Origin of the sequence: Ruegeria sp. AU67 (assembly GCF_900312795.1) — a bacterium.
Classification (GTDB): Bacteria; Pseudomonadota; Alphaproteobacteria; order Rhodobacterales; family Rhodobacteraceae; genus Ruegeria; species Ruegeria atlantica.
Genome location: NZ_OMPH01000027.1, coordinates 119,022 through 137,543 on the forward strand (window position 1 = coordinate 119,022; position 18,522 = coordinate 137,543).

14 protein-coding genes are annotated in these 18,522 nt (G+C 52.4%); 8 read left to right on the forward strand and 6 right to left on the reverse strand.

What is annotated here, in order from left to right; translation table 11 throughout:
- Nucleotides 1-2 precede the first annotated feature (2 nt).
- Nucleotides 3-311 carry a hypothetical protein gene (locus tag DK510_RS14620; RefSeq protein WP_109312727.1) on the reverse strand — a complete coding sequence of 103 codons (309 nt, stop codon included), beginning with the start codon at nucleotides 309-311 and terminating at the stop codon, nucleotides 3-5.
- Between the two features lie 144 nt (nucleotides 312-455).
- Here DK510_RS14620 and DK510_RS14625 point away from each other — a divergent pair, with 144 nt between their 5' ends.
- Nucleotides 456-1,781, forward strand: a complete 1,326-nt coding sequence (locus DK510_RS14625; RefSeq protein ID WP_160116534.1) for a tetratricopeptide repeat protein — start codon at nucleotides 456-458, stop codon at nucleotides 1,779-1,781.
- Nucleotides 1,782-2,499: 718 nt separating this feature from the next.
- Here DK510_RS14625 and DK510_RS23640 read toward each other — a convergent pair.
- Together DK510_RS23640 and DK510_RS14635 are read right to left on the reverse strand one after the other, a co-directional pair.
- The gene (locus tag DK510_RS23640; protein ID WP_370246365.1) at nucleotides 2,500-2,781 is read right to left on the reverse strand and encodes a DUF2799 domain-containing protein; all 282 of its coding nucleotides are present in this window, start codon (nucleotides 2,779-2,781) and stop codon (nucleotides 2,500-2,502) included.
- A 902-nt stretch (nucleotides 2,782-3,683) separates the two neighbouring features.
- Nucleotides 3,684-4,301, reverse strand: coding sequence for a response regulator transcription factor (locus DK510_RS14635; RefSeq protein WP_109312730.1), 618 nt, complete (start codon nucleotides 4,299-4,301; stop codon nucleotides 3,684-3,686).
- Between the two features lie 155 nt (nucleotides 4,302-4,456).
- Between DK510_RS14635 and DK510_RS14640 the strand changes: the two genes are divergently transcribed.
- The 6 genes from DK510_RS14640 to DK510_RS14665 all read left to right on the forward strand — a co-directional run bounded on the left by DK510_RS14640 (nucleotide 4,457) and on the right by DK510_RS14665 (nucleotide 13,514).
- Nucleotides 4,457-4,951 (forward strand): molybdopterin-dependent oxidoreductase, encoded by a 495-nt coding sequence (locus tag DK510_RS14640; RefSeq protein WP_160116535.1) that lies wholly within the window; start codon nucleotides 4,457-4,459, stop codon nucleotides 4,949-4,951.
- A 43-nt stretch (nucleotides 4,952-4,994) separates the two neighbouring features.
- Nucleotides 4,995-7,532 carry an ATP-binding protein gene (locus tag DK510_RS14645; protein WP_109312732.1) on the forward strand — a complete coding sequence of 846 codons (2,538 nt, stop codon included), beginning with the start codon at nucleotides 4,995-4,997 and terminating at the stop codon, nucleotides 7,530-7,532.
- Nucleotides 7,533-7,683: 151 nt separating this feature from the next.
- On the forward strand, nucleotides 7,684-8,904 hold the full coding sequence (locus DK510_RS14650) for an NAD-dependent epimerase/dehydratase family protein (RefSeq protein ID WP_109312733.1): 1,221 nt from the start codon (nucleotides 7,684-7,686) through the stop codon (nucleotides 8,902-8,904).
- Nucleotides 8,905-8,980: 76 nt separating this feature from the next.
- Nucleotides 8,981-10,537 (forward strand): cellulose biosynthesis cyclic di-GMP-binding regulatory protein BcsB, encoded by a 1,557-nt coding sequence (locus tag DK510_RS14655; protein WP_160116536.1) that lies wholly within the window; start codon nucleotides 8,981-8,983, stop codon nucleotides 10,535-10,537.
- Nucleotides 10,534-12,369 carry a glycosyltransferase family 2 protein gene (locus tag DK510_RS14660; protein ID WP_109312735.1) on the forward strand — a complete coding sequence of 612 codons (1,836 nt, stop codon included), beginning with the start codon at nucleotides 10,534-10,536 and terminating at the stop codon, nucleotides 12,367-12,369. The genes DK510_RS14655 and DK510_RS14660 overlap by 4 nt, the downstream gene beginning before the upstream one ends.
- A gap of 71 nt (nucleotides 12,370-12,440) precedes the next feature.
- Entirely contained in the window at nucleotides 12,441-13,514 is a 1,074-nt protein-coding gene (locus tag DK510_RS14665) for a hypothetical protein (RefSeq protein ID WP_160116537.1), read from the forward strand.
- 703 nt (nucleotides 13,515-14,217) lie between these two features.
- On the opposite strand, the gene DK510_RS14670 is transcribed toward DK510_RS14665, so the two are convergent.
- From DK510_RS14670 to DK510_RS23005, 3 genes are read right to left on the reverse strand one after another with little or no spacing between them, the layout of a single operon-like run.
- The gene (locus DK510_RS14670; RefSeq protein WP_109312737.1) at nucleotides 14,218-15,552 is read right to left on the reverse strand and encodes a HAMP domain-containing sensor histidine kinase; all 1,335 of its coding nucleotides are present in this window, start codon (nucleotides 15,550-15,552) and stop codon (nucleotides 14,218-14,220) included.
- The gene (locus DK510_RS14675; protein WP_109312738.1) at nucleotides 15,552-16,211 is read right to left on the reverse strand and encodes a response regulator transcription factor; all 660 of its coding nucleotides are present in this window, start codon (nucleotides 16,209-16,211) and stop codon (nucleotides 15,552-15,554) included. Before DK510_RS14675 ends, DK510_RS14670 begins: the two co-directional genes overlap by 1 nt.
- 37 nt (nucleotides 16,212-16,248) lie before the next feature.
- Nucleotides 16,249-16,902, reverse strand: coding sequence for a PepSY domain-containing protein (locus DK510_RS23005; RefSeq protein WP_200833246.1), 654 nt, complete (start codon nucleotides 16,900-16,902; stop codon nucleotides 16,249-16,251).
- 206 nt (nucleotides 16,903-17,108) lie between these two features.
- Between DK510_RS23005 and DK510_RS23010 the strand changes: the two genes are divergently transcribed.
- Entirely contained in the window at nucleotides 17,109-18,380 is a 1,272-nt protein-coding gene (locus tag DK510_RS23010) for a hypothetical protein (protein WP_200833247.1), read from the forward strand.
- Nucleotides 18,381-18,522 lie beyond the last annotated feature (142 nt).

Genomic DNA, 18,522 nt, shown 5'->3' on the forward strand with positions numbered 1-18,522 from the left:
TTTCAGTCCTTTGTTCGAGCCTGGGTGAATATGAGAACCACTTCTGAAATGGCTTTCGGGACAATCTCTGAATTGGTGAATCGAGAGAGATGATCAGCGATTTCCTCGGCTAGCCCGTCTAGGCTTTCGGTGACAGGATCAATCAGACATGGTGACGTCTGCTCATTGACCTTCCGGGCCCTCTCCAAATCGGTTGAGAGCAACTCGAAGTCACCGCAAAGTGCCTCGAATCCACGATGGTTCTTTCGCATGACTCGGATGCGGCTGATTTGGTCCGGAAAAGCGAGCTCTAGTAAGTTGATGTCCGTCATTGCCCTGGCGCCTAGTCCATCTCTAGGCACCAGGCTGAGGGCACATCGCGCAGCGCGGAAGGGTTACACTGTGAAATTAGGGTGACATTCAAATATTCATTTGACAGTATGAAATTGAAAATACAGAGAAACTTGAAGTTTCAGATGCCCGACAGAGAATTGACCCTTGATCCGGAACGTCACGCGACCCGTGTGAAGTACGCGCTGGACCAGGTATTGGCGAGTGACATATTTGGCAAGGCTGAACGCCTTCGGAACTTTCTGAGCTACGTTGTCGAAGAGGCCATTGCGGGTAGATCCGAAGCTATTCTTGGCAAAACAATCGCTCAGGATGTTTACTTCAAGAGTTTTGCCAGTGATGACGGCCATATCAACGTTGTTCGTGTGGATGCGGGGCGGTTACGGCGGAAACTTCAGCATTACTATGAAACGGCAGGTGCTGGAGACGATCTGCGCATTCACATTGATAGCGGCGGCTACGCGCCTTGGTTCGAGGACCGCTCTGGTACAATTCAGAGCAATGTCGATCATACGCCATTCAGGCCAGGATTACCCTGGCTGATTGGCATCCCTGCTGTCACCATAGCGATCATTGCTCTTGCTTACGTCTTGGGCGGGCGCATGGAACAGGTTGTTGATCTCAACCCAAAGACATCCGCGCGCTCACTTGAGCGACAGGCTCTATCCGCTAAATCACCCGCTGCAGTACAGGCGTCAAACTACTGCGATCAAGCTCGGGGCCTGCTCTTTCCAATCGCAACTATCGATAACCAGATCCTGGCCAGCGACATATTTAGAATGGCAATAAATGAGGCTCCCGATTTTTACTGTGGATATGCCGGATTGGCCCATAGTCTGGGAACCCAGGCTCTACTAACGCGAAGCGAGGAAGAGCGTGACGCGCTGATACTGAATTCAGGACAAATGGCACAGAAAGCTGTGGACATTGCGCCCTCAAACGGCTGGAGCCAATCGGCAATGGCATGGGTATCTTACGTTTCTCGCGACTATGACAGAGCATTGGAGTATTCAGCACTCGCGCAGTCGCTTCGACCCAATGACGGAAACGTTCTGGACTTTCGCGGCGTGATACTACTGGTTATGGGTCGCTTTGAAGAAGCGTATGACGTCAGCGACCCAAGCCACCCCAGAGAGATAGGAAGTCATCGGTTTGCCCACAGGAACATTCACGCAGTTGCCAGTTTTCACATCGGTGAGTTTAGGGAAGCAATCGCATCTTTGAAATTTGCGAGTGACAATGGGGACCCGGTCAGTGCGCTGTCTTTGGTATTTTTGGCGGTTTCCTATCAAAGGTTGGGCGAATCCAAAGAGGCACATGCAACCTTGAATCAACTGAAACAGTCGTGGCCAGAGTTCAGGCCAGATCTTGTTCTAGCAGCATTTTATTCCAGTCCAAATCTATCGGACGAAGTGATTTCAGCCTTAACAGATGCGGGATGGCGGTTTTAAGATATTCCTTTTCGAGCCATGGCTGGAAACAGGCACATTTGCGTAAAGTGTGTTTTACCGCCAACACAAGAGAACATATCTTGGTAGTGTTAACCCGAAGCGATGCAACGAAATGGTCGCTGCAAGTCAGGATATTTGTGCCAAGCTTGCAAATTCCGAGAACAGGGCAAGTTACCTCAAGCTCATACTAGAGGGTCATGTGTCACTGTATCAGACTTGACCTTCAGCCTAACGAGCCGAATTGGTCTACTGCCACATTCTGGAGAAGGAGGGCCAATAGTTGCAAACAAGAGGCTTAAGCCAGAGAGGTTGTCTCCAAGTTCCGGCAGGTTGCCCAGCAATGTCCACCACTCAATGTGAGCCGCGCGCTAATCGGCGGATTTCCAATTTCTCTAAAACGGCCCAAAAGGGTGAGTGTGGAACGGTTCGAGTCTTCTCCATCTGCGACGGCAAGGGTGACCGAAGAAAGATGGATTGCGTCACCCATTAGCTAATTGCCGAACTCACAGGGTAGGTGCGCCGGAAAAAGGCTCATCTTGACCTTTCAATGATTTTGCAACACAACCCTTTGACTCTTAAACGCAAAAAAAATGCCCAACCTTTGCGGCCGGGCCAGTCCGAGGGAAGTCTTCATTTGGTTTGAGCATTCCGCAGCTTGGTAAAGATTTAGTTAGTTCCGCGCCCTTGCAGGTAGAGAATTTTCGAAGGCATCACTCGTTCATTGTTCAAGAAGATTTGCAAAGCCATCCTGAACGGCCTTGCGGATAACGGCAGAATCCTCACATGCGCCGATAGCGACTGCACCGGTACGGGCTATCTGATAGATGTTTTTGGGATTACAATAAGACCGAACACCTTCACGATAGGCTGCGAAGTACGCCTCCCTATCAGGTGTTTTCGAGCGACGCGCGCAAAGCTGTTCGTAAACACTGAAATAGCTTGGTTCTATTCCAAGCCTCCCGTCAGACATTCCGGCCTGAAACCAGTCTATTCTTGCCACACAATATTCGGGTGGAAACCATTTACAAAAAAGCTGTTGAACGTATCACTGGCTGATGCTGGCCCACCGACGCATACAGACAAAACCATACAACCGCAATACAACTGAGATTTCATCCATTGCTTGCTGGGAGATTTAGACCGTTTGCCGCTCTTCGCATTCTTCATCATTGCTCTCGCCCTTTTGTTAAGGAGTGTCGCGCCCATAAAACCGCAAGCATTCTGGTCATGATGCTCTATGTTGAGGACGGGATAAGCTCGGTTTCCGCTCACGCAGATTCACATGATGAAGGCGTCTTGTTCAAAAATAGTGACGACAAAGCATGCCCCACCGCTCCTGTATTCCTTGGGGCCAGCGGGATTTGGACAAGCCAAATGCCCCTGGCCATCAGGGGTAAGACGCTGCCTTCCCCCTCGGGCAACCCTATTAGACAACACCGTGTCCTCGGCTGCGCCTTCGGCGTCTGATCTGCAAATCAGCCCTGATTTTCCCATAAGGAAGTCAGGATCAATGAAATCGGTCTAGGTGCTGGATGAAGGAAGTGAGGCGAAAATGGCAAGGTTCTGTCGCTGGTGGCAGAACTATTTGTCGCCTGACAAATGATGTCGGGCGACACATAGTTTTGCCATTAGGCAAAATCTAAGCTATTGAATTTGCTAATTCTTGGTTGTTTCTTTCGCGTAACCCTTACCATTTGCGACTCAAAGATCTGCCATAAAACCCGAGTGTCCTTTTCAACCGTCGTTGCTCTCCTTTTATTGGTCGGCAAGACAAAGCTCGAAGTCTATTTAGACTCCGCGCGCAACACAGGGCACTTTTAGTGGAATGAGAAATTCGCCACGCAACCAAATGCGAGTTCGAAACAGAAAAGATAAAACCTGTTGTGGCGTTTGTTCCGCCGTTTAGAACAACTGCTTCTCTTTCGCCAGAAGCGCGGCTTGCGTTCGATTGGAAACGTCCAATTTTGCCAGCACGTTTTTTACATGCAGCTTTACCGTAACCTCTTGGATTCCTAGATTTCGGGCAATTTCCTTGTTGGAGAGGCCGATGCAGAGCTGTTCCAGCGTCTGCATCTCCCGGCCGGACAGGGTGGCAAAAAAGCCAGATGACTCCACTGGCTCATCTGCCTGTCCGAAATCAAAGGGAAAATACCTTTCGCCTGACAGTACAAACTTGATGGCGTTGACCAGCGACACGGCTTTCAACGACTTGGGAATAAACCCGTTTGCACCGTTCTCCATTGCCTTGTTGGCAACCTCCCGGTTGGCGACACCTGACATCAGTGCAACCTTAGTAGCAGGAAAGGCCTGACGGGCGCGACTGAGACCATTCAAACCGTCCATTCCCGGCATGTGATAGTCGAGGATCAGCAGATCGATGGAATCCAGACCGCGCATCAATTCCAACGCTTCTTCCAAATTGGCAGCGGTTTGAACTTTGAAATCGTCTACGGTTTCCAAGTAGGCTGCGATTGTGTCGCGGACCAGATCATGGTCGTCAGCTAAGAGGATATTAGGCATGTCCACAGTGTCCTTACGCTGAACGCATTCACAACCAAAAAATCAGGCCAAATCATGACAGAACTATACTTTGGTATAGATGCCTATGCCAATGCTCTGATGACCGTGGGGGATCATTAGTTATAACCCCGTTTACCTGACCCGGAGTCTATTCAATGGCACAAAAACACTACTCGCGGATTTACGTCGTACTGTTCATGCTATTGCTGAGTTTTATCACTCCGGCTACAGCTCGGGAAGAGATGACGTTGGAAATAACAACAACAGGCTCTAACGCTGCGACCAACGAATTCAGCCTTCAAGATCTTGACGCAATGGACCAGGTGACATTCAGCACCTCAACGATCTGGACAGATGATGAAGTTACGTTCTCGGGGGTGCCGTTAAAAGCCCTGCTTACCGAATTGAACACAGACGGCACCAGTATCGAGATGGTGGCCTTAAACGACTACAAGGTCACGATGCCGCTGGCGGAACTTGAAAACGACGCTCCGATCATCGCCACTCGCATGGATGGCGAGACGATGTCTGTTAGGGACAAGGGACCTTATTGGGTTGTTTTCCCATACGACCAGGATCCCAAATACCGGACTGAAACGATCTACACGTTCAGCATCTGGCAGCTTAAGCATTTGAAAGTCGTAGATTAACACGCTGAGTGTGCTTACGGTGACCTCAAACAGGAGGTTGTAATTGAAGTCCGAGTTGAACCGATACCGTCTCTTGGTATTGGCAGGCATCTGCCTGTTGATCATCTTGTTCGCAACAATGGTCTCGAACCTGGTAACACAGGTACGCGACTTGTCGAGCGCTGATGAAGACAACATTCAGTGGAGCATTTCGCAGCTTGACATCGAATTTGCGAACCTCGACGCCGTTCTAACCGAGCAAATTGCTGCACGGACAGGCTTCTCTGACCAATTACAGTTGCGTGCAGATATTGCCTTAAGTCGTTTGAACGTTGTCAATTCTGGGCGGGCTCGCGAAATTTATGGTGACAGTAGCGAAGCGGCGGAATTGATTGAGCAAATCGAGGTCTTTGCGGACGATGCCGTTGCAATTCTGGATTCGTCCGAGCCACTGGACGAAACTGATCTACTTGAACTGAAACGCTTGGTTCGTGACGTTCGCCCTGTTGTTCGAGAGCTTGCATTGCTGGGCGTCCGGATAGTCGCCGAGCGTTCCGAAGACCGGCGCGCTGAATTGGCCGGCCAGTTGTCTCGAACCGGGGGAATTGCAGTCGGTTTACTGATCCTTATGGCACTCTTGTTACTCTTCATGGATCGACTTTTGCAGCGCTCCGTTCGCAGGGACGCGGCACTATCTGCATCGTCAAAGCAACTTTCATCGACCGTCGCTGCATCACTAGATGCGATTGTAACTTCAGATAGCTCCGGACGTATTATCGAATTCAACGCTTCGGCCGAGCGCGTTTTTGGTTGGACCCGAGACGAAATTGTGGGGTTGACGATGGAGGACACCTTCATCCCACGGCGTATGCGCGATGCGCACCACAATGGCATGAAGCGTTACCTAGAAACGGGAGCGCCACGTGTCGTTGATGCCGGCCGTGTCGAGCTTGCCGCTTTGCGCAAAAGTGGCGAAGAGTTCCCAGTCGAATTAAACGTTACAACCACTCATGATGGTAATGACATCAAGTTCATTGCCTACATCCGTGACATCAGCGAGCGTAAGATCAACGAGCAGAAGCTGATTGATGCCCGCGACCGAGCCGAGAGGACGGACAAGGCCAAGTCACAATTCATGACAGTGATGAGCCACGAAATGCGCACCCCCCTGAACGGTATCCTGGGTGTGCTTGATCTGCTTAAGACTACCCCCCTAAACGACCAACAGGCTCGCTATACCCGCATTGCAACATCTTCCAGCGAGGTTTTGCTGGAACATGTGAACGAAGCTCTCGATATCACTCGTATTGAAACGGGTAATCTTCAACTGAACTCCGAAGCCTTTGATCTAACAGAGCTAATGCAAGCGTTGGTCGAATTGTTTGAACCGCTCGCCAATGAGAAAAACTTGGCTGTGAAACTCGACATAAACCCAACAATGCAAGGGCCATATCACGGTGATTCCGGGAGAATTCGCCAGGTACTTACCAATCTGATCGGAAACGCAATTAAGTTCACTGAAGATGGCGAAGTCACTTTACGCGTCACCGGCATTCATGGCCCCGAAACCTCTTCACTTCGTATTGAAGTGATCGATACCGGCATCGGAATTCCCGCCGAACAGCACGAACAGGTGTTTGAGGATTTTATTGCCCTCGCGAATAGTGAAGGTCGCCAGGCTCGTGGGGATGGTTTGGGTTTGTCCATCTCTCGTCGCATCGCGCGGGCGATGGGCGGGGATGTGTCCTTAAAAAGTGTCGAAGGTGCGGGATCGGTGTTCATCTTAACTTTGCCTTTAAGACGCACGGAACCTGAGACGCGAGACGACAGTGACAATCTGGCCCAAAACGCCAAGCAAGCGCCCTCATGCAATATCCTTATTGTCGAAGATAACAGCATCAACCGCAGTGTCCTGTGCGACATGCTAACGACCATGGGTCACACTGTACGCGAGGCTGTTAACGGCGAAGGTTGCCTACAAAAAGCCAAGGACGAGGTGTTCGATATCATCTTGATGGACATCAGCATGCCAGTCATGGACGGGATTGAAGCGACCGAACGCTTACGCCGCAGTAACGGGATAAACGCCGGGACACATATTGTCGGATTAACAGCCCATGGGCGCGAAGAATACCGTGAAAGATCTGTAGCTGCGGGTATGGATCGCTTTCATACCAAGCCCATCAGGCTAGAGGCTCTGCAAAATATTGTTGCAGAAGTCAGCTCAAAGCACTTGTCGAAACCGGATACGGCACACTTCCCCGAAGCGCTTTCCGAGATGATCGACTTGTTAGGCAGAGCCAAGGTCGCAAATATCGCGGAGAAATTTCTGTCCGAGATAGTTGCATTTACGGCGGACCTTCGCATAGCGAGCGACCCGCTCGATACGCTGGCCTTTGCAGAAGCAGCCCATAGGGCCAAGGGCGCGGCGTCTCTATTGGGGCAGATTGAACTACACGATGCTTTGGAAAAGCTGGAACTTGACGCGCGCGATGGAAATCTCACGGCAACGCAGATCTGGGCCGAAACACTGGAAGCCGAGGCAGCTAAGTCCAAATCGGTACTTGATGGGGCCATCAACCGCCACGCCAACACCCCATAGGCCTATCCGCCCTACCCGTTGGGATAGCTGCCCCAGCCTTAATCCCCCCAATCTATACTCTCGCACCCCGGCACGTTTCGCTCCGGGCCTCTACACCTGGATTCATCTTGAACAGGGTCGCCTGGAGGGGCCCGTGCAGAGGAACATCAAAATGAAAGATTCAAAAAAAATCATAGTGGTCGGTGGTGACGGATTCTGTGGCTGGCCAACGGCGCTCCACTTATCAAAGCTGGGTCATAACATTACTATCGTCGACAACATGTCGCGCCGTGAAATTGATGCGGCGTTGGGCGCTGACAGCCTGACGCCAATAGCCTCAATGGATGATCGACTGGCCTCATGGAAAGAGCATTCAGGCAGAACGATTGCATTTGAAAACATCGACATTGCACAGGATTTTGACGCCGTCACCACTTTGCTGGACACGATCAAACCAGACTCCATCGTGCACTTTGGCGAGCAACGCGCCGCACCATATTCGATGAAGGGTGTCGGTGAGAAGCGCTACACAGTCGACAACAACATTTCGGGCACTCACAACCTACTGGCGGCATCGGTCGCACTGGGTTTGGATCCACACTTTGTCCACCTCGGCACTATGGGCGTCTATGGATACGATGATGACGGGTTGGAAATTCCTGAAGGCTACTTGCCGGTCTATGTCCCTGGTGACGATAAGCAGATCACGAAGCGTGACATTTTATACCCGACCAACCCCGGCAGCGTGTACCATCTGACCAAATCCATGGATCAACTGCTGTTCCAGTTCTACGCCAAGAACGATCGGCTGCGGATCACCGACCTGCACCAAGGCATCGTTTGGGGAACTCAGACGGACGAAACCAAACTGGACGAACGCCTGATCAACCGCTTCGACTATGACGGGGATTACGGAACGGTATTGAACCGCTTTTTGATGCAGGCCGTCGTTGGTCACCCGCTGACGGTGCACGGAACAGGTGGCCAGACACGGGCGTTCATCCACATTCAGGACACCGTGAAGTGCCTTGCCCTGGCCGTTGAAAATCCGCCTGAAAAGGACGGCAAAGTTGCAATCCTCAACCAGATGACTGAAACGCATACCGTGCGCGAGCTAGCCAAACTGGTTGCAGATGTTTCCGACGCGCGGATCGCCAACGTGGACAACCCACGCAACGAAGCCGCTGAAAATGATCTGCGAGTTTCGAACAAAACCTTTCTCTCATTGGGACTGAAGCCGATCACACTGGCCGAAGGGTTGATCGACGAAACACAAAAGATAGCTGCAAAATACGCCGGCCGGTGCATTCACAAGATGATCCCATGTGTTTCAACCTGGACCCACAAACAACGGCCCGGCGTTGTCTTTCCAAAGCCACACAAAGTGGCCTGACCCTCTGCACCGCCCGTGTTGGTCCCGCTTGGAGGTGGTGCCAGCGCGATCGGTTACTTAAAACCATAAAATTACAGTGAAAAACATGCGCATGATTGGCATTGGGCTCATGGGATTTCTTTTGGCAGGCATAGCCCTCCTGCTATCGACAATGAACATTCTGGAACAAGGAAAACGCTACCTCCATGAAGTAACGTCCGGCACGCAACTGGTGTTTGAGCACCGCACACCCGCCCAAGCGCAGGATGTGTACGAAGCCGTGGTTATGCGGGCCGATCCGGACCATCCGGTCATTTTATCCGGTTTTCCCGCCTACCAGAGCGTCACATTCATGATGCCAGTGGATGCACGCCCGACGTCTGGATACCTCCAAATCGATGCAACGTCTCAGGTTCTGGATGGGGTTGAAGGGGTGCTGCGCATCTCAATCAATAATACCCGCCGAGGCGAGATGCTGCTGCGTTCAGGCGAGGTGGGACGTTCCCTGCAAATTCCTCTTTCACAGGCGGACTTTGCAGGGAACCAACTGGTCGTTTCTTTCTCGCTGCAGGGCACTGGCCCTCAAATCCAGTGTGGTTCGCAGGACGGTTTCGAAGCCGTTGTTGAGATTGAAACGACCAGTTCTGTTTTTTTGACGCTGGATCGGCCGCTGCAAAGTGTACGTGATCAGGTGCATGCCTGGGGTAATGTCGTGCGTGTTGCTTGGCCCGACTGGCTGAAAAAGGACGAACAGCTTCGCCGCTTGGTGTTGGCAACCCAATTCCAGCGACGGGGCCTTGCAACCGTGTTTGCTCCGTCCTCACAAGAACCAGCCTTAAATACTCTCGAGCTACGCGCGGCACTTCCAGCCTTTCCTGAAACCGATGTACATGGGCGAACGGTGGGCGCGTTGGCGCAAAAAGGAATGAATGGCGGTTTGCGCCGCTTTTACAGACAAGCTGTATGGCGTGAGCGTTTCAATTTGGGAGGGCGCAGCGGACAGTACATACCCAGCCAGTTGGACCTGCGCATGCAGCTTGGGCACCTCATGCATGGTCAGAATTGGTCGCTCACCGTAACGCTGAACAACCGACTTGTTTTTCAAGAGCATACCACAGGGACTCACGCCGAGTACCAGGCGTTAATTGACCTACCGGCTGATATTCAGGTCGCCACAAACACGCTCGAAGTAGTGGCGACAACGACCGCTCCGAAAGACGGCGTGTGTGATCAGGGCCCTGAACTGGTGGCGGAGTTACTACCTCATTCCCGTTTGATCGTTAGTGACATGCCCTTTGCCAACGCAATGTCCGAACTACACACGGCCTTGCATAATATTGGGCCGGTCAACATTGCCATGACTTCAGAACTAACCGCGCCGGACGCTGCCGCGGCAAGCCGCATGTTGGACCTAGTGATACCGGCTGGCGTTGAACTCAAACCGGCTGGAAGAAAGGCTCACATCCATGTCCTGGGCCCAGGTCACCCTGCCCCGCTTTTACCTCATGCTGGCGCCACCTGGTTAGTCACGCAAGTCAGTGCCACCCAAGGCTTGTCCGTTAGAAAATTATTACCGAACGAACCAATGTCGCATGTCGGCGTTGCACTGCTGGTGACGCCCGCCGCCCCGGTATTACCGGAGGCAAAAGGATGAATGACCTTGATGACAAGCGCGAACAGATCAACTTTGTCTCGGTCGACAGCGCACCCAAACGTTTTGCCGGATCGGTTTCAGATTGGCAGGCACCCAAGATGCTGGCGGTGTTTGCGCTGCTTGCCACAACACAACTTTGGATCGTGAACACTGACTTTGTCGCACAGGTATTTCCAAACCGTGACTATGTGTTTTCGGCCCATTCGGGGCGGCATGCCATTGCGATCCGGATCTTCCTGATCTCGTTCTTTGTCGCTTTTGCTGCATTCAGCTCCGGCGATTTCCGTGGGCGTTCCATGTTTGGCCTGGATCTGGTACTGACCTTCCTGGCAGGCTGCGCAGTATTCGATCTGGCAAATGTCATGGCAGAAGACATCCTCGGATCATCCTTCTCCCTGCATTTCAGTGCCATTGCGTCTGGTTTGTTCGGCTTTGCGGTGTATTCGTTCAAACTGCTGGAGCGTGGCTTCATGCCAGCCCGCATACGTGTCCAACATATTCCGGTTAGTCAGATGCGTGCCTTGTTGCGCCTTGGTGTCACAATTGCCATCGCAGCGGGAATCGCGATGTGGGTTGGCGGTATGGACCTGCATGTGGTCTCAGTGATGCGCAATTTGACGTTGCTCGGCGGCATTGGTCCGGGTGTATTTCTGTTCCTGCCCGTGCTTTTTGGGCAGCTCTATGTGCTTGCTATCTACGATGTGGCGACTGCCAAAAAACCCAAGTTTAATCCACCCGTCTCGGTCATCGTGCCCGCGCATAATGAGTCCTACATCATCAAAGACACGATCAACGCAATGGATCGCGCCGCACACCACTATGGTGGTGAGGTTAACGTTCTAATCATGAACAACAATTCGACCGACGACACAGAAGAAATCGCGCGCGAGACACTCTTGTCATGCAAGGCCGCAATGGGGCGCGTGATCAATGTTCCAAAGCCCGGCAAATCTAACGCTCTCAACGCAGGTCTTGATGCCTGCGAGACCGAGTTTCTTGTGCGTGTCGATGCCGACACTCTTGTGGGCGAAGATAACTTTTCCCGAGCTATGCCATACTTCACTGATCCCTCCGTAGGTGTTGTAGGCGGCGTGCCTGTACCACCAGGTGGAGCCCTTTTTGACCGGGCTCGCCTGTTGGAAGTTCTTGTGAAGCACGGCTTTTACTCAGTTGCCATGGGGGCAGTGAACGGCGTTGTGGGTATCCCGGGCATGTTCGTTGTCTACCGCGCGCAACACCCACGCCAACTGGGCGGTTTTGTTGAAGGGATGAATGGTGAAGACACCGACATCTCGCTCCGCATTGGAGAGTTGGGCTTCCACTCGGTTGTTGATCCCAAAATCCGCTACATCTCTGAAGTGCCGTCATCCTACAGCCATATGCGTGAGCAACGCATGCGCTGGTTCCGCTCAATCTACCACATCTCGTCGCGCTGTCGGGACCTGATCTATGGACCAAACGTGACGTTGAGGGGGAAGGTTATCCTACCCTACATGCTGGTAAACTCCGCACGCCGCGCGATGCTTGTCCCTCTGATAATTTTTGGGACCTTAGAGTGGGGCGTCGCGTTTAACGAAAATACCCCTATCGTATGGCAATCCATCGTGGCCGTGACCACAGGTGCGCCTGCGATCGTGGCAGTGGTTGCTTCGCTGCTAAACGGTGTGCCGCGCGGCATCCTTGCGCTACCAGAATACCTGATCTTTCGGGTCTTGCGGGCCTATTTCACACTCGAATCCATGCTCAGCATTTTGATCGATATCCGCGCCGAAAACCTTGAGCTCGCGATCCGACGCGACATCGTTCCCGACAAGCCCATACGCGTAGCATGATGACGACATTTCATTCTCGGCCACAGAAGATTGGCCGACACAAACCACGAGATTCAGTAGAGGAGCGTAAAATGAGACAAATAGCTTTGGCCGCTACCTTATCTTTGACTTTGGCAAATGTGGGTGCAGCACAGGAACAACGCTTACAATTCAAGGCTCTTATCCAGCAGGAGCAGGCCGATCCAGTTGCGGTGCATGCCGCAATGACGTCATTGGCAGAAAGTGGGTACGTTCCGGCAATAGATCGGGTCGGATACTATTTCCGAAATGGGATCGGCTCGCAAAAAGATCTAAAAGCAGCGCGTCAATGGTATGCGAGCGCCGTCGATGCTGCTCATCCTTGGTCCACTGCATCTCTTGCACGAGTTGAAATGGAGATGGGACGGGGTGACGTTGCATTGGAGCTCCTCCGGGCTGGCGCCCGCGACAACCTACCCGGCGCAGAACGGCTTTTGGCAACGGCACACATTGATCGAAAGTTGGGCGCTGCTTCAGACGTCAAACAGGGACGAGCGATCTTGGAGCGTATGGCGGAGAGCGGTGATCAAAATGCGGCGCGCGATTTAGTGGTGCGCATAAACTGGAAACGGTTAAAAGGACCGGCGCCCGATTCAGCCGTAGAGCAAGTTGTGCGTGAAGGCCTTGGGGGCGACGCGAAGTACGCCGCAGTTGCACTGGTCTATCTGTCTTCGCAGCCTGATAGAAGCCAAGAGGCTATTCAAACACGTGCAATGCTCGCGGAAGTTCCAGGCATTTCTGATCGGGTGTTGTCGCCAGAGCTGATTAAGCTTGCCGCAGAAATAAATCCCACTCAGTTCTGGTCGGAAGTCGGGGAAATTCTTGAAGACACTCAACCAGAAAACTACGCCAAGGCAGCAAGCACGGCCTTTTGGATCAGCAAGAATGCGTGGGTTCGCGTGTTACAGAAAGAACTTCGCGTATTCGGGTATTATCAAGGTCGGATCGATGGGATGATGACCTCACGTACAATCAAGGCACAGAACCGTTTTTGCAGGGATCGCGAGCTTTGGTCTATTTGCGCATCAGGTCCACTCCGCGGAGCAACTGTACGGACCATGGCAGATGCAATTGCAAAGGAAAAGCATAGCGGCAAAATTGACAATATTTCGCATCCGGGTTCGTGAAGTGAGGCGGAGCAAATGGAAGGTTTTGGGCATTCAGGTACGGACTTTTGCGATCCGACTGAAGTGTTCCGAGCGCGCATCTCGTTTTGGCCTTGGAGAAACATAACTACTCCCGCGTTCGCCACGTGACAGATCAGCAGGAACAGGTAGCTTCGCTGTCTGACCTACAAATCAGCTCTGACTTTCCGAAAGGGAAGTCAGAACAAACCAAACTGCCTGCGGGAGCATAAAATGGGGGTAGCGTGTCAGTTGATTACGCAAAGGTCAAATTCAACTGATGTCCAACGTTGGGGGTGCCTTCTGATGTCGAACGTTCACCTAGTTTCTGGTCCAACTATGACGGTTGGGTCAGGTTCGTGTGGCGTTCAACAGGAAATGTGGAACGCCACTGATAATTGACTCAATCGACAGACAAAACCTCAATAAATCGGCCATTCACGTCATTCAATTCTGACCCAAACGTCAAGCATTTCTGACCCAAATTGAATGGCGGCCATTCATCGACGCTGCAGCCAATATCTCAAGGAAAGCACAACAACATCAAGAAACCCCACAGCGCACTGGGCTATCGCCCACCAGCCCCCGAAACTATCATCCCAATGGATCAGAGGCCAACAATGCACTAACAATCAAACTGGACCAGTCAGATGAGGCTGCTCAGAAATCCACACATTGAGCCACTCATTCTCTGAGCCGTCGCCGCTTATGGCTTGGTTGGAATCACCACCCGACCGCTTAAACCTCCAAGCGAGACAGATTTTCCCAAGTCAAAGTGCGCACCATATGCATTGAGAAGATCAACCGCTATTGCCAGCCCCAGCCCGCTGCCTCTCACCGAAGTGTCAAGCCGCCCACCAGAGCGCAATGCTTCGCGTATTTCGTCCTCTGGAATACCCGGCCCGTCATCTTCGATACAGATCTCGACGCAGTATTCCCGACGTTTCGCAATCAGTCTTACTTGGCCGCGACACCATTTGACTGCGTTATCCAACAAGTTTCCAAGAACCTCTTCGATATCTTGCGTATCCATGCGCACCCAGAGTTCGGGGTCGCTTTTGACGTCCAGCTTTTTGCCTTCTCTTTCGGCAATCGTTGAAAACAGCCGTGCGAGACGTTCGACTGAGTGTGAAATATCCGTGCGCGAATGCGTCAACTCAGCTGTGTTTATAGCTCGGATGCGCGCGAGTGACCGACCGAGTTGAGCGTCGATTCGATCAAGAGCTTCGTCAGCGATATTTGTGTCGACGCCGGACTGGGACATAGCCTGCAATTCATTTCTCAGAATAGTGGCAGGTGTTTTCAAAGCATGTGCCAGATCAGCGGCTTGCCTGCGTGATCCGGACACAATGTCCCTATTGCGACGCAAAAGCTGATTCAAGTCATTGACCAAAGGGGCCACTTCCTCCGGATAATCCTTTGGTTTCAGGTCGTCATCAGCGTCCCAACGATAAGCCACATCCCTGCGCAATTTACGAAGAGGCCCCAGGATGACAGACATCAGCATCAATGAGCTTGCAACGCCGATCAGGCCAACCAACCCAAACACTGGCAGAAGACTGCGCTGTGCCGCCTGTCTTTCGTTGACCAATTGCGCCTGGCTTTCAGCAACACTTATGCCCCAGACAGTGTCATCTTCGAAGGTAATCTGTTGGTACGCGCTGCGCAGCGCTTCGCCCTCGGGGCCCGAAGTGTTCCAAAGGGTTGCGTTTTCTGAGGCGTTGGGTGGCTCGGCGATTGTTTCATCAAACAGAGACGCCGACGTGAAAACCTCTCCGTCGCCGCTGGTGACCTGCCAGTATCTGCCGGAATATGGCGCACTGTATGCCGGATCAAACATGAGATCACGCAGGGCATCCGGGTCTTGGGTCGTGACGCTCAGCCCGACAACAAGCTGGGTGTGGCGATCTAGAAGCGTGGCGTCGAACCTGTTTGAAACTCGGGAATCGATGAATGAAAACACCGCGAGTGTGCCCACGCCAACCGACAAGGCCCCGGACGCAATCCCCCCAAGCAATGCCCGTTGACGCAATGACAACATCAGAGTGAATCGATCATGTATCCGCGACCCCGAACCGTCGTGATCAGGTCAGGTCCCAACTTGTTACGCAGTCGGTTTATGAAAACCGCGATGGTATTCGAGTCCCGGTCACCATTGTATTCGTAGATATGCTCTGAAAGCTCGGATCTTGGAATCAGGCGACCGGCGTTATGGGCCAGGTAAGTCAGAACAGCAATCTCCTGGGCGGTTAAATCGATCGGAACACCTTCAACAGCCACCCGTCCATTACGTGTATCAAGAATGACGTTGCCCATCTCGATAATGGGGTTAAGCTGCCCACTCTGACGGCGCAAGATGGCGCGGACACGCGCGGCCAGCTCGGGCAAATGGAATGGTTTGGTCATGTAATCATCCGCACCAGCATCCAACCCGTCGACCCGTTCGCTCCACCCATCACGTGCCGTCAGGATCAATACCGGAGTTTTTACGCCTGCGCTGCGCCAGTCGCGCAAAACAGAGATGCCATCTCGTTCCGGAAGCCCGAGATCGAGGATGATCATATCATATGGTTCTGTAGTTCCCAGATGCTGGGCGTCAATGCCATTGTGGACGATATCGACCACTCGGCCTTCAGCGTTCAGCAGCTTTTTGATCTGCTCACAAAGGTGCGGTTCATCTTCAGCGAGTAATACTCTCATACTTTTTTCTATAGGCCTGCGACCGAAATTTTAACCACTATTTTTTGCCACCACCATTACCGTTGCCGCCGGAGTTGCCGTTACCGTTGCCACCGCTGTTGCCGTTGCCGCCAGAGTTGCCGTTGCCGTTGCCACCTGAGTTGCCGTTGCCGTTGCCACCTGAGTTGCCGTTGCCGTTGCCACCTGAGTTGCCGTTACCGCCAGAGTTGCCGTTGCCACCGGAGTTGCCGTTGCCGCCAGAGTTACCGTTGCCGTTGCCGCCGGAGTTGCCGTTGCCATTGCCGCCGCTATTGTTGCTCTGATTGCCCTTACTGCTGGCCTGTCCTTGCGAGTTGGATTTGGCAGAATTGCCGGGTGTGGACTTGGCTGCATTGGAAATCTGGCGTCCGATATTTGAACGATTGGGCACAACCACACCGGTTTGAGCATTCACGATAACACTGATGATCTTGCCGTTGGGTTTCTTTACAAGGATCCGATAGTAGACCTTGTCAGTCTGGAACGCACGCGCATCAACCGGCGTTCCGCCAAAGACTCTTTCAACGCCTTTAAGAACCCTCTTCAACCTGATGGTGCTGCCCGACGTTGTCACTTTGCGCAATTCGGACTGCTTTAGTTCGCGCACAGCAGCATGCCCGTCCCCGACTTGGAGAAAGGCGAACAGACAAGCGATGATAAAAAATTTTCTCATCCTCAGTACTCAATATCGCGTAACTGCGCCTCAATTCTACAGATTTTAAGATGAACTGGCGATGAACGGCCGGTTCGTCGCAGGTTCAACGATAATGGGCTTAAATCTGTCAGTTAGTTCCTGATTCCGGCACGCACAGCCGTGCTGTCATTTTTCTACGCATTTCATCGTGTGTGGAAATTCGCATTTAACAAACGAGGACCGTCATGAAGATCAAAACGACCGGCCTAATGAAAGCCTCTGCAATAGCAATCGCTTTGCTGGGATCTACTGCAATTATTGGGGCGTTCACATTCCCCGATACCGCCTATGCCAAGCAAGGCAATGGTAACGGCGGTGGCAATGGTAACGGCGGTGGCAATGGTAACGGCGGTGGCAATGGTAACGGCGGTGGCAATGGTAACGGCGGTGGCAATGGTAACGGCGGTGGCAATGGTAACGGGGGCGACAAAGGCAACAGCGGTGGCAAAGGCCACGGCAGCAGCGCGAGTAGCGGAAAAGATAAAGGTAAAGGATCAACCGCATCCACAAACGGCGCAAGCAAAGCTGCCGGGAAATCTGGTCACAAGTCAAAAGGCTCTGAACGGAGCTCCTCGAAATCTTCCAAGAAGGGTCAATTCTCTCTGAATGGATTGTTTGGCGGCAATAAAAAACAAACTGCCAAGAAGACACAAAGGAAGGGAATTGCCGGCCTGTTCAAAGGTAGCAAGCCAGTCACCACTGCAAAACGAACAAAAACTACTTCAGTTAAGCGGTCTTTGCGCCCGCCAAGCAGGAAAGCAACGATTCTAGAAGATAGTACGCTTGCGCTTGAACCACGCAACCTCGGCAAGTTGAACGGCGCCACTAACTCCAGCCCCAAGGCAAAGCTCGCGCATATTGCCAACGGTCAGTATATGAAAGGTACGGGGCCGGTCAGCCTTGCAGCAGGCCTTGCCGTTGCGGACACCAAATTCAATCACATCATGGGTGAAAACAACACGTTGAGTCCCAAAGACGTGAAAGAAATCAACGCAGCGCTGGACTACTTGGACGAAGCCCCCCTGTCCCTGGAAGAAGCCGAGGATATCCTTGCCAATGAGGAAGCCAACCCTGGGACAACTGATCCTGAAGATTTGGAAGACGCGCAAGCCGTTAAAGATGCGCACGACTTAACCACGGATGAAGATGGTAATCCGATTGATCGACCTACGGAAGATCAGTTGGCGTCCGCAGAAGCCGTGCATCAGGCAGAAGACAACCTTTTGGATCACCACAAGGGCGGGTTTTCAGAAGATGACGCCATCGCAGCGCAGCAGCAAGACAGTGTTCTCGACGCTGTACGAGCCTCTAATCCTGACGAGGAAGCCGTCAAAACCGCTCTTGGCAATTCGTATGACGAAGACAAGTACGATGACGAAGAAGTCAGTATCGATCCGGCCGAAGAAGATCAGACGTCTGATGGAGAGGAAGAGGAAGAACTTGTTAGTAATGGCTAAGTGCTAGGTCAGAAGGGTGTTGGTAAAGACCTGGTCCGCGCCAATATCGCACGGGTTCGCATCATTCCCCAATAACCATTTGGATTCTTTACCCTGCCTCTCACTGTAAAAAAAGCCCGCTCTGATTAGAGCGGGCTTTTGC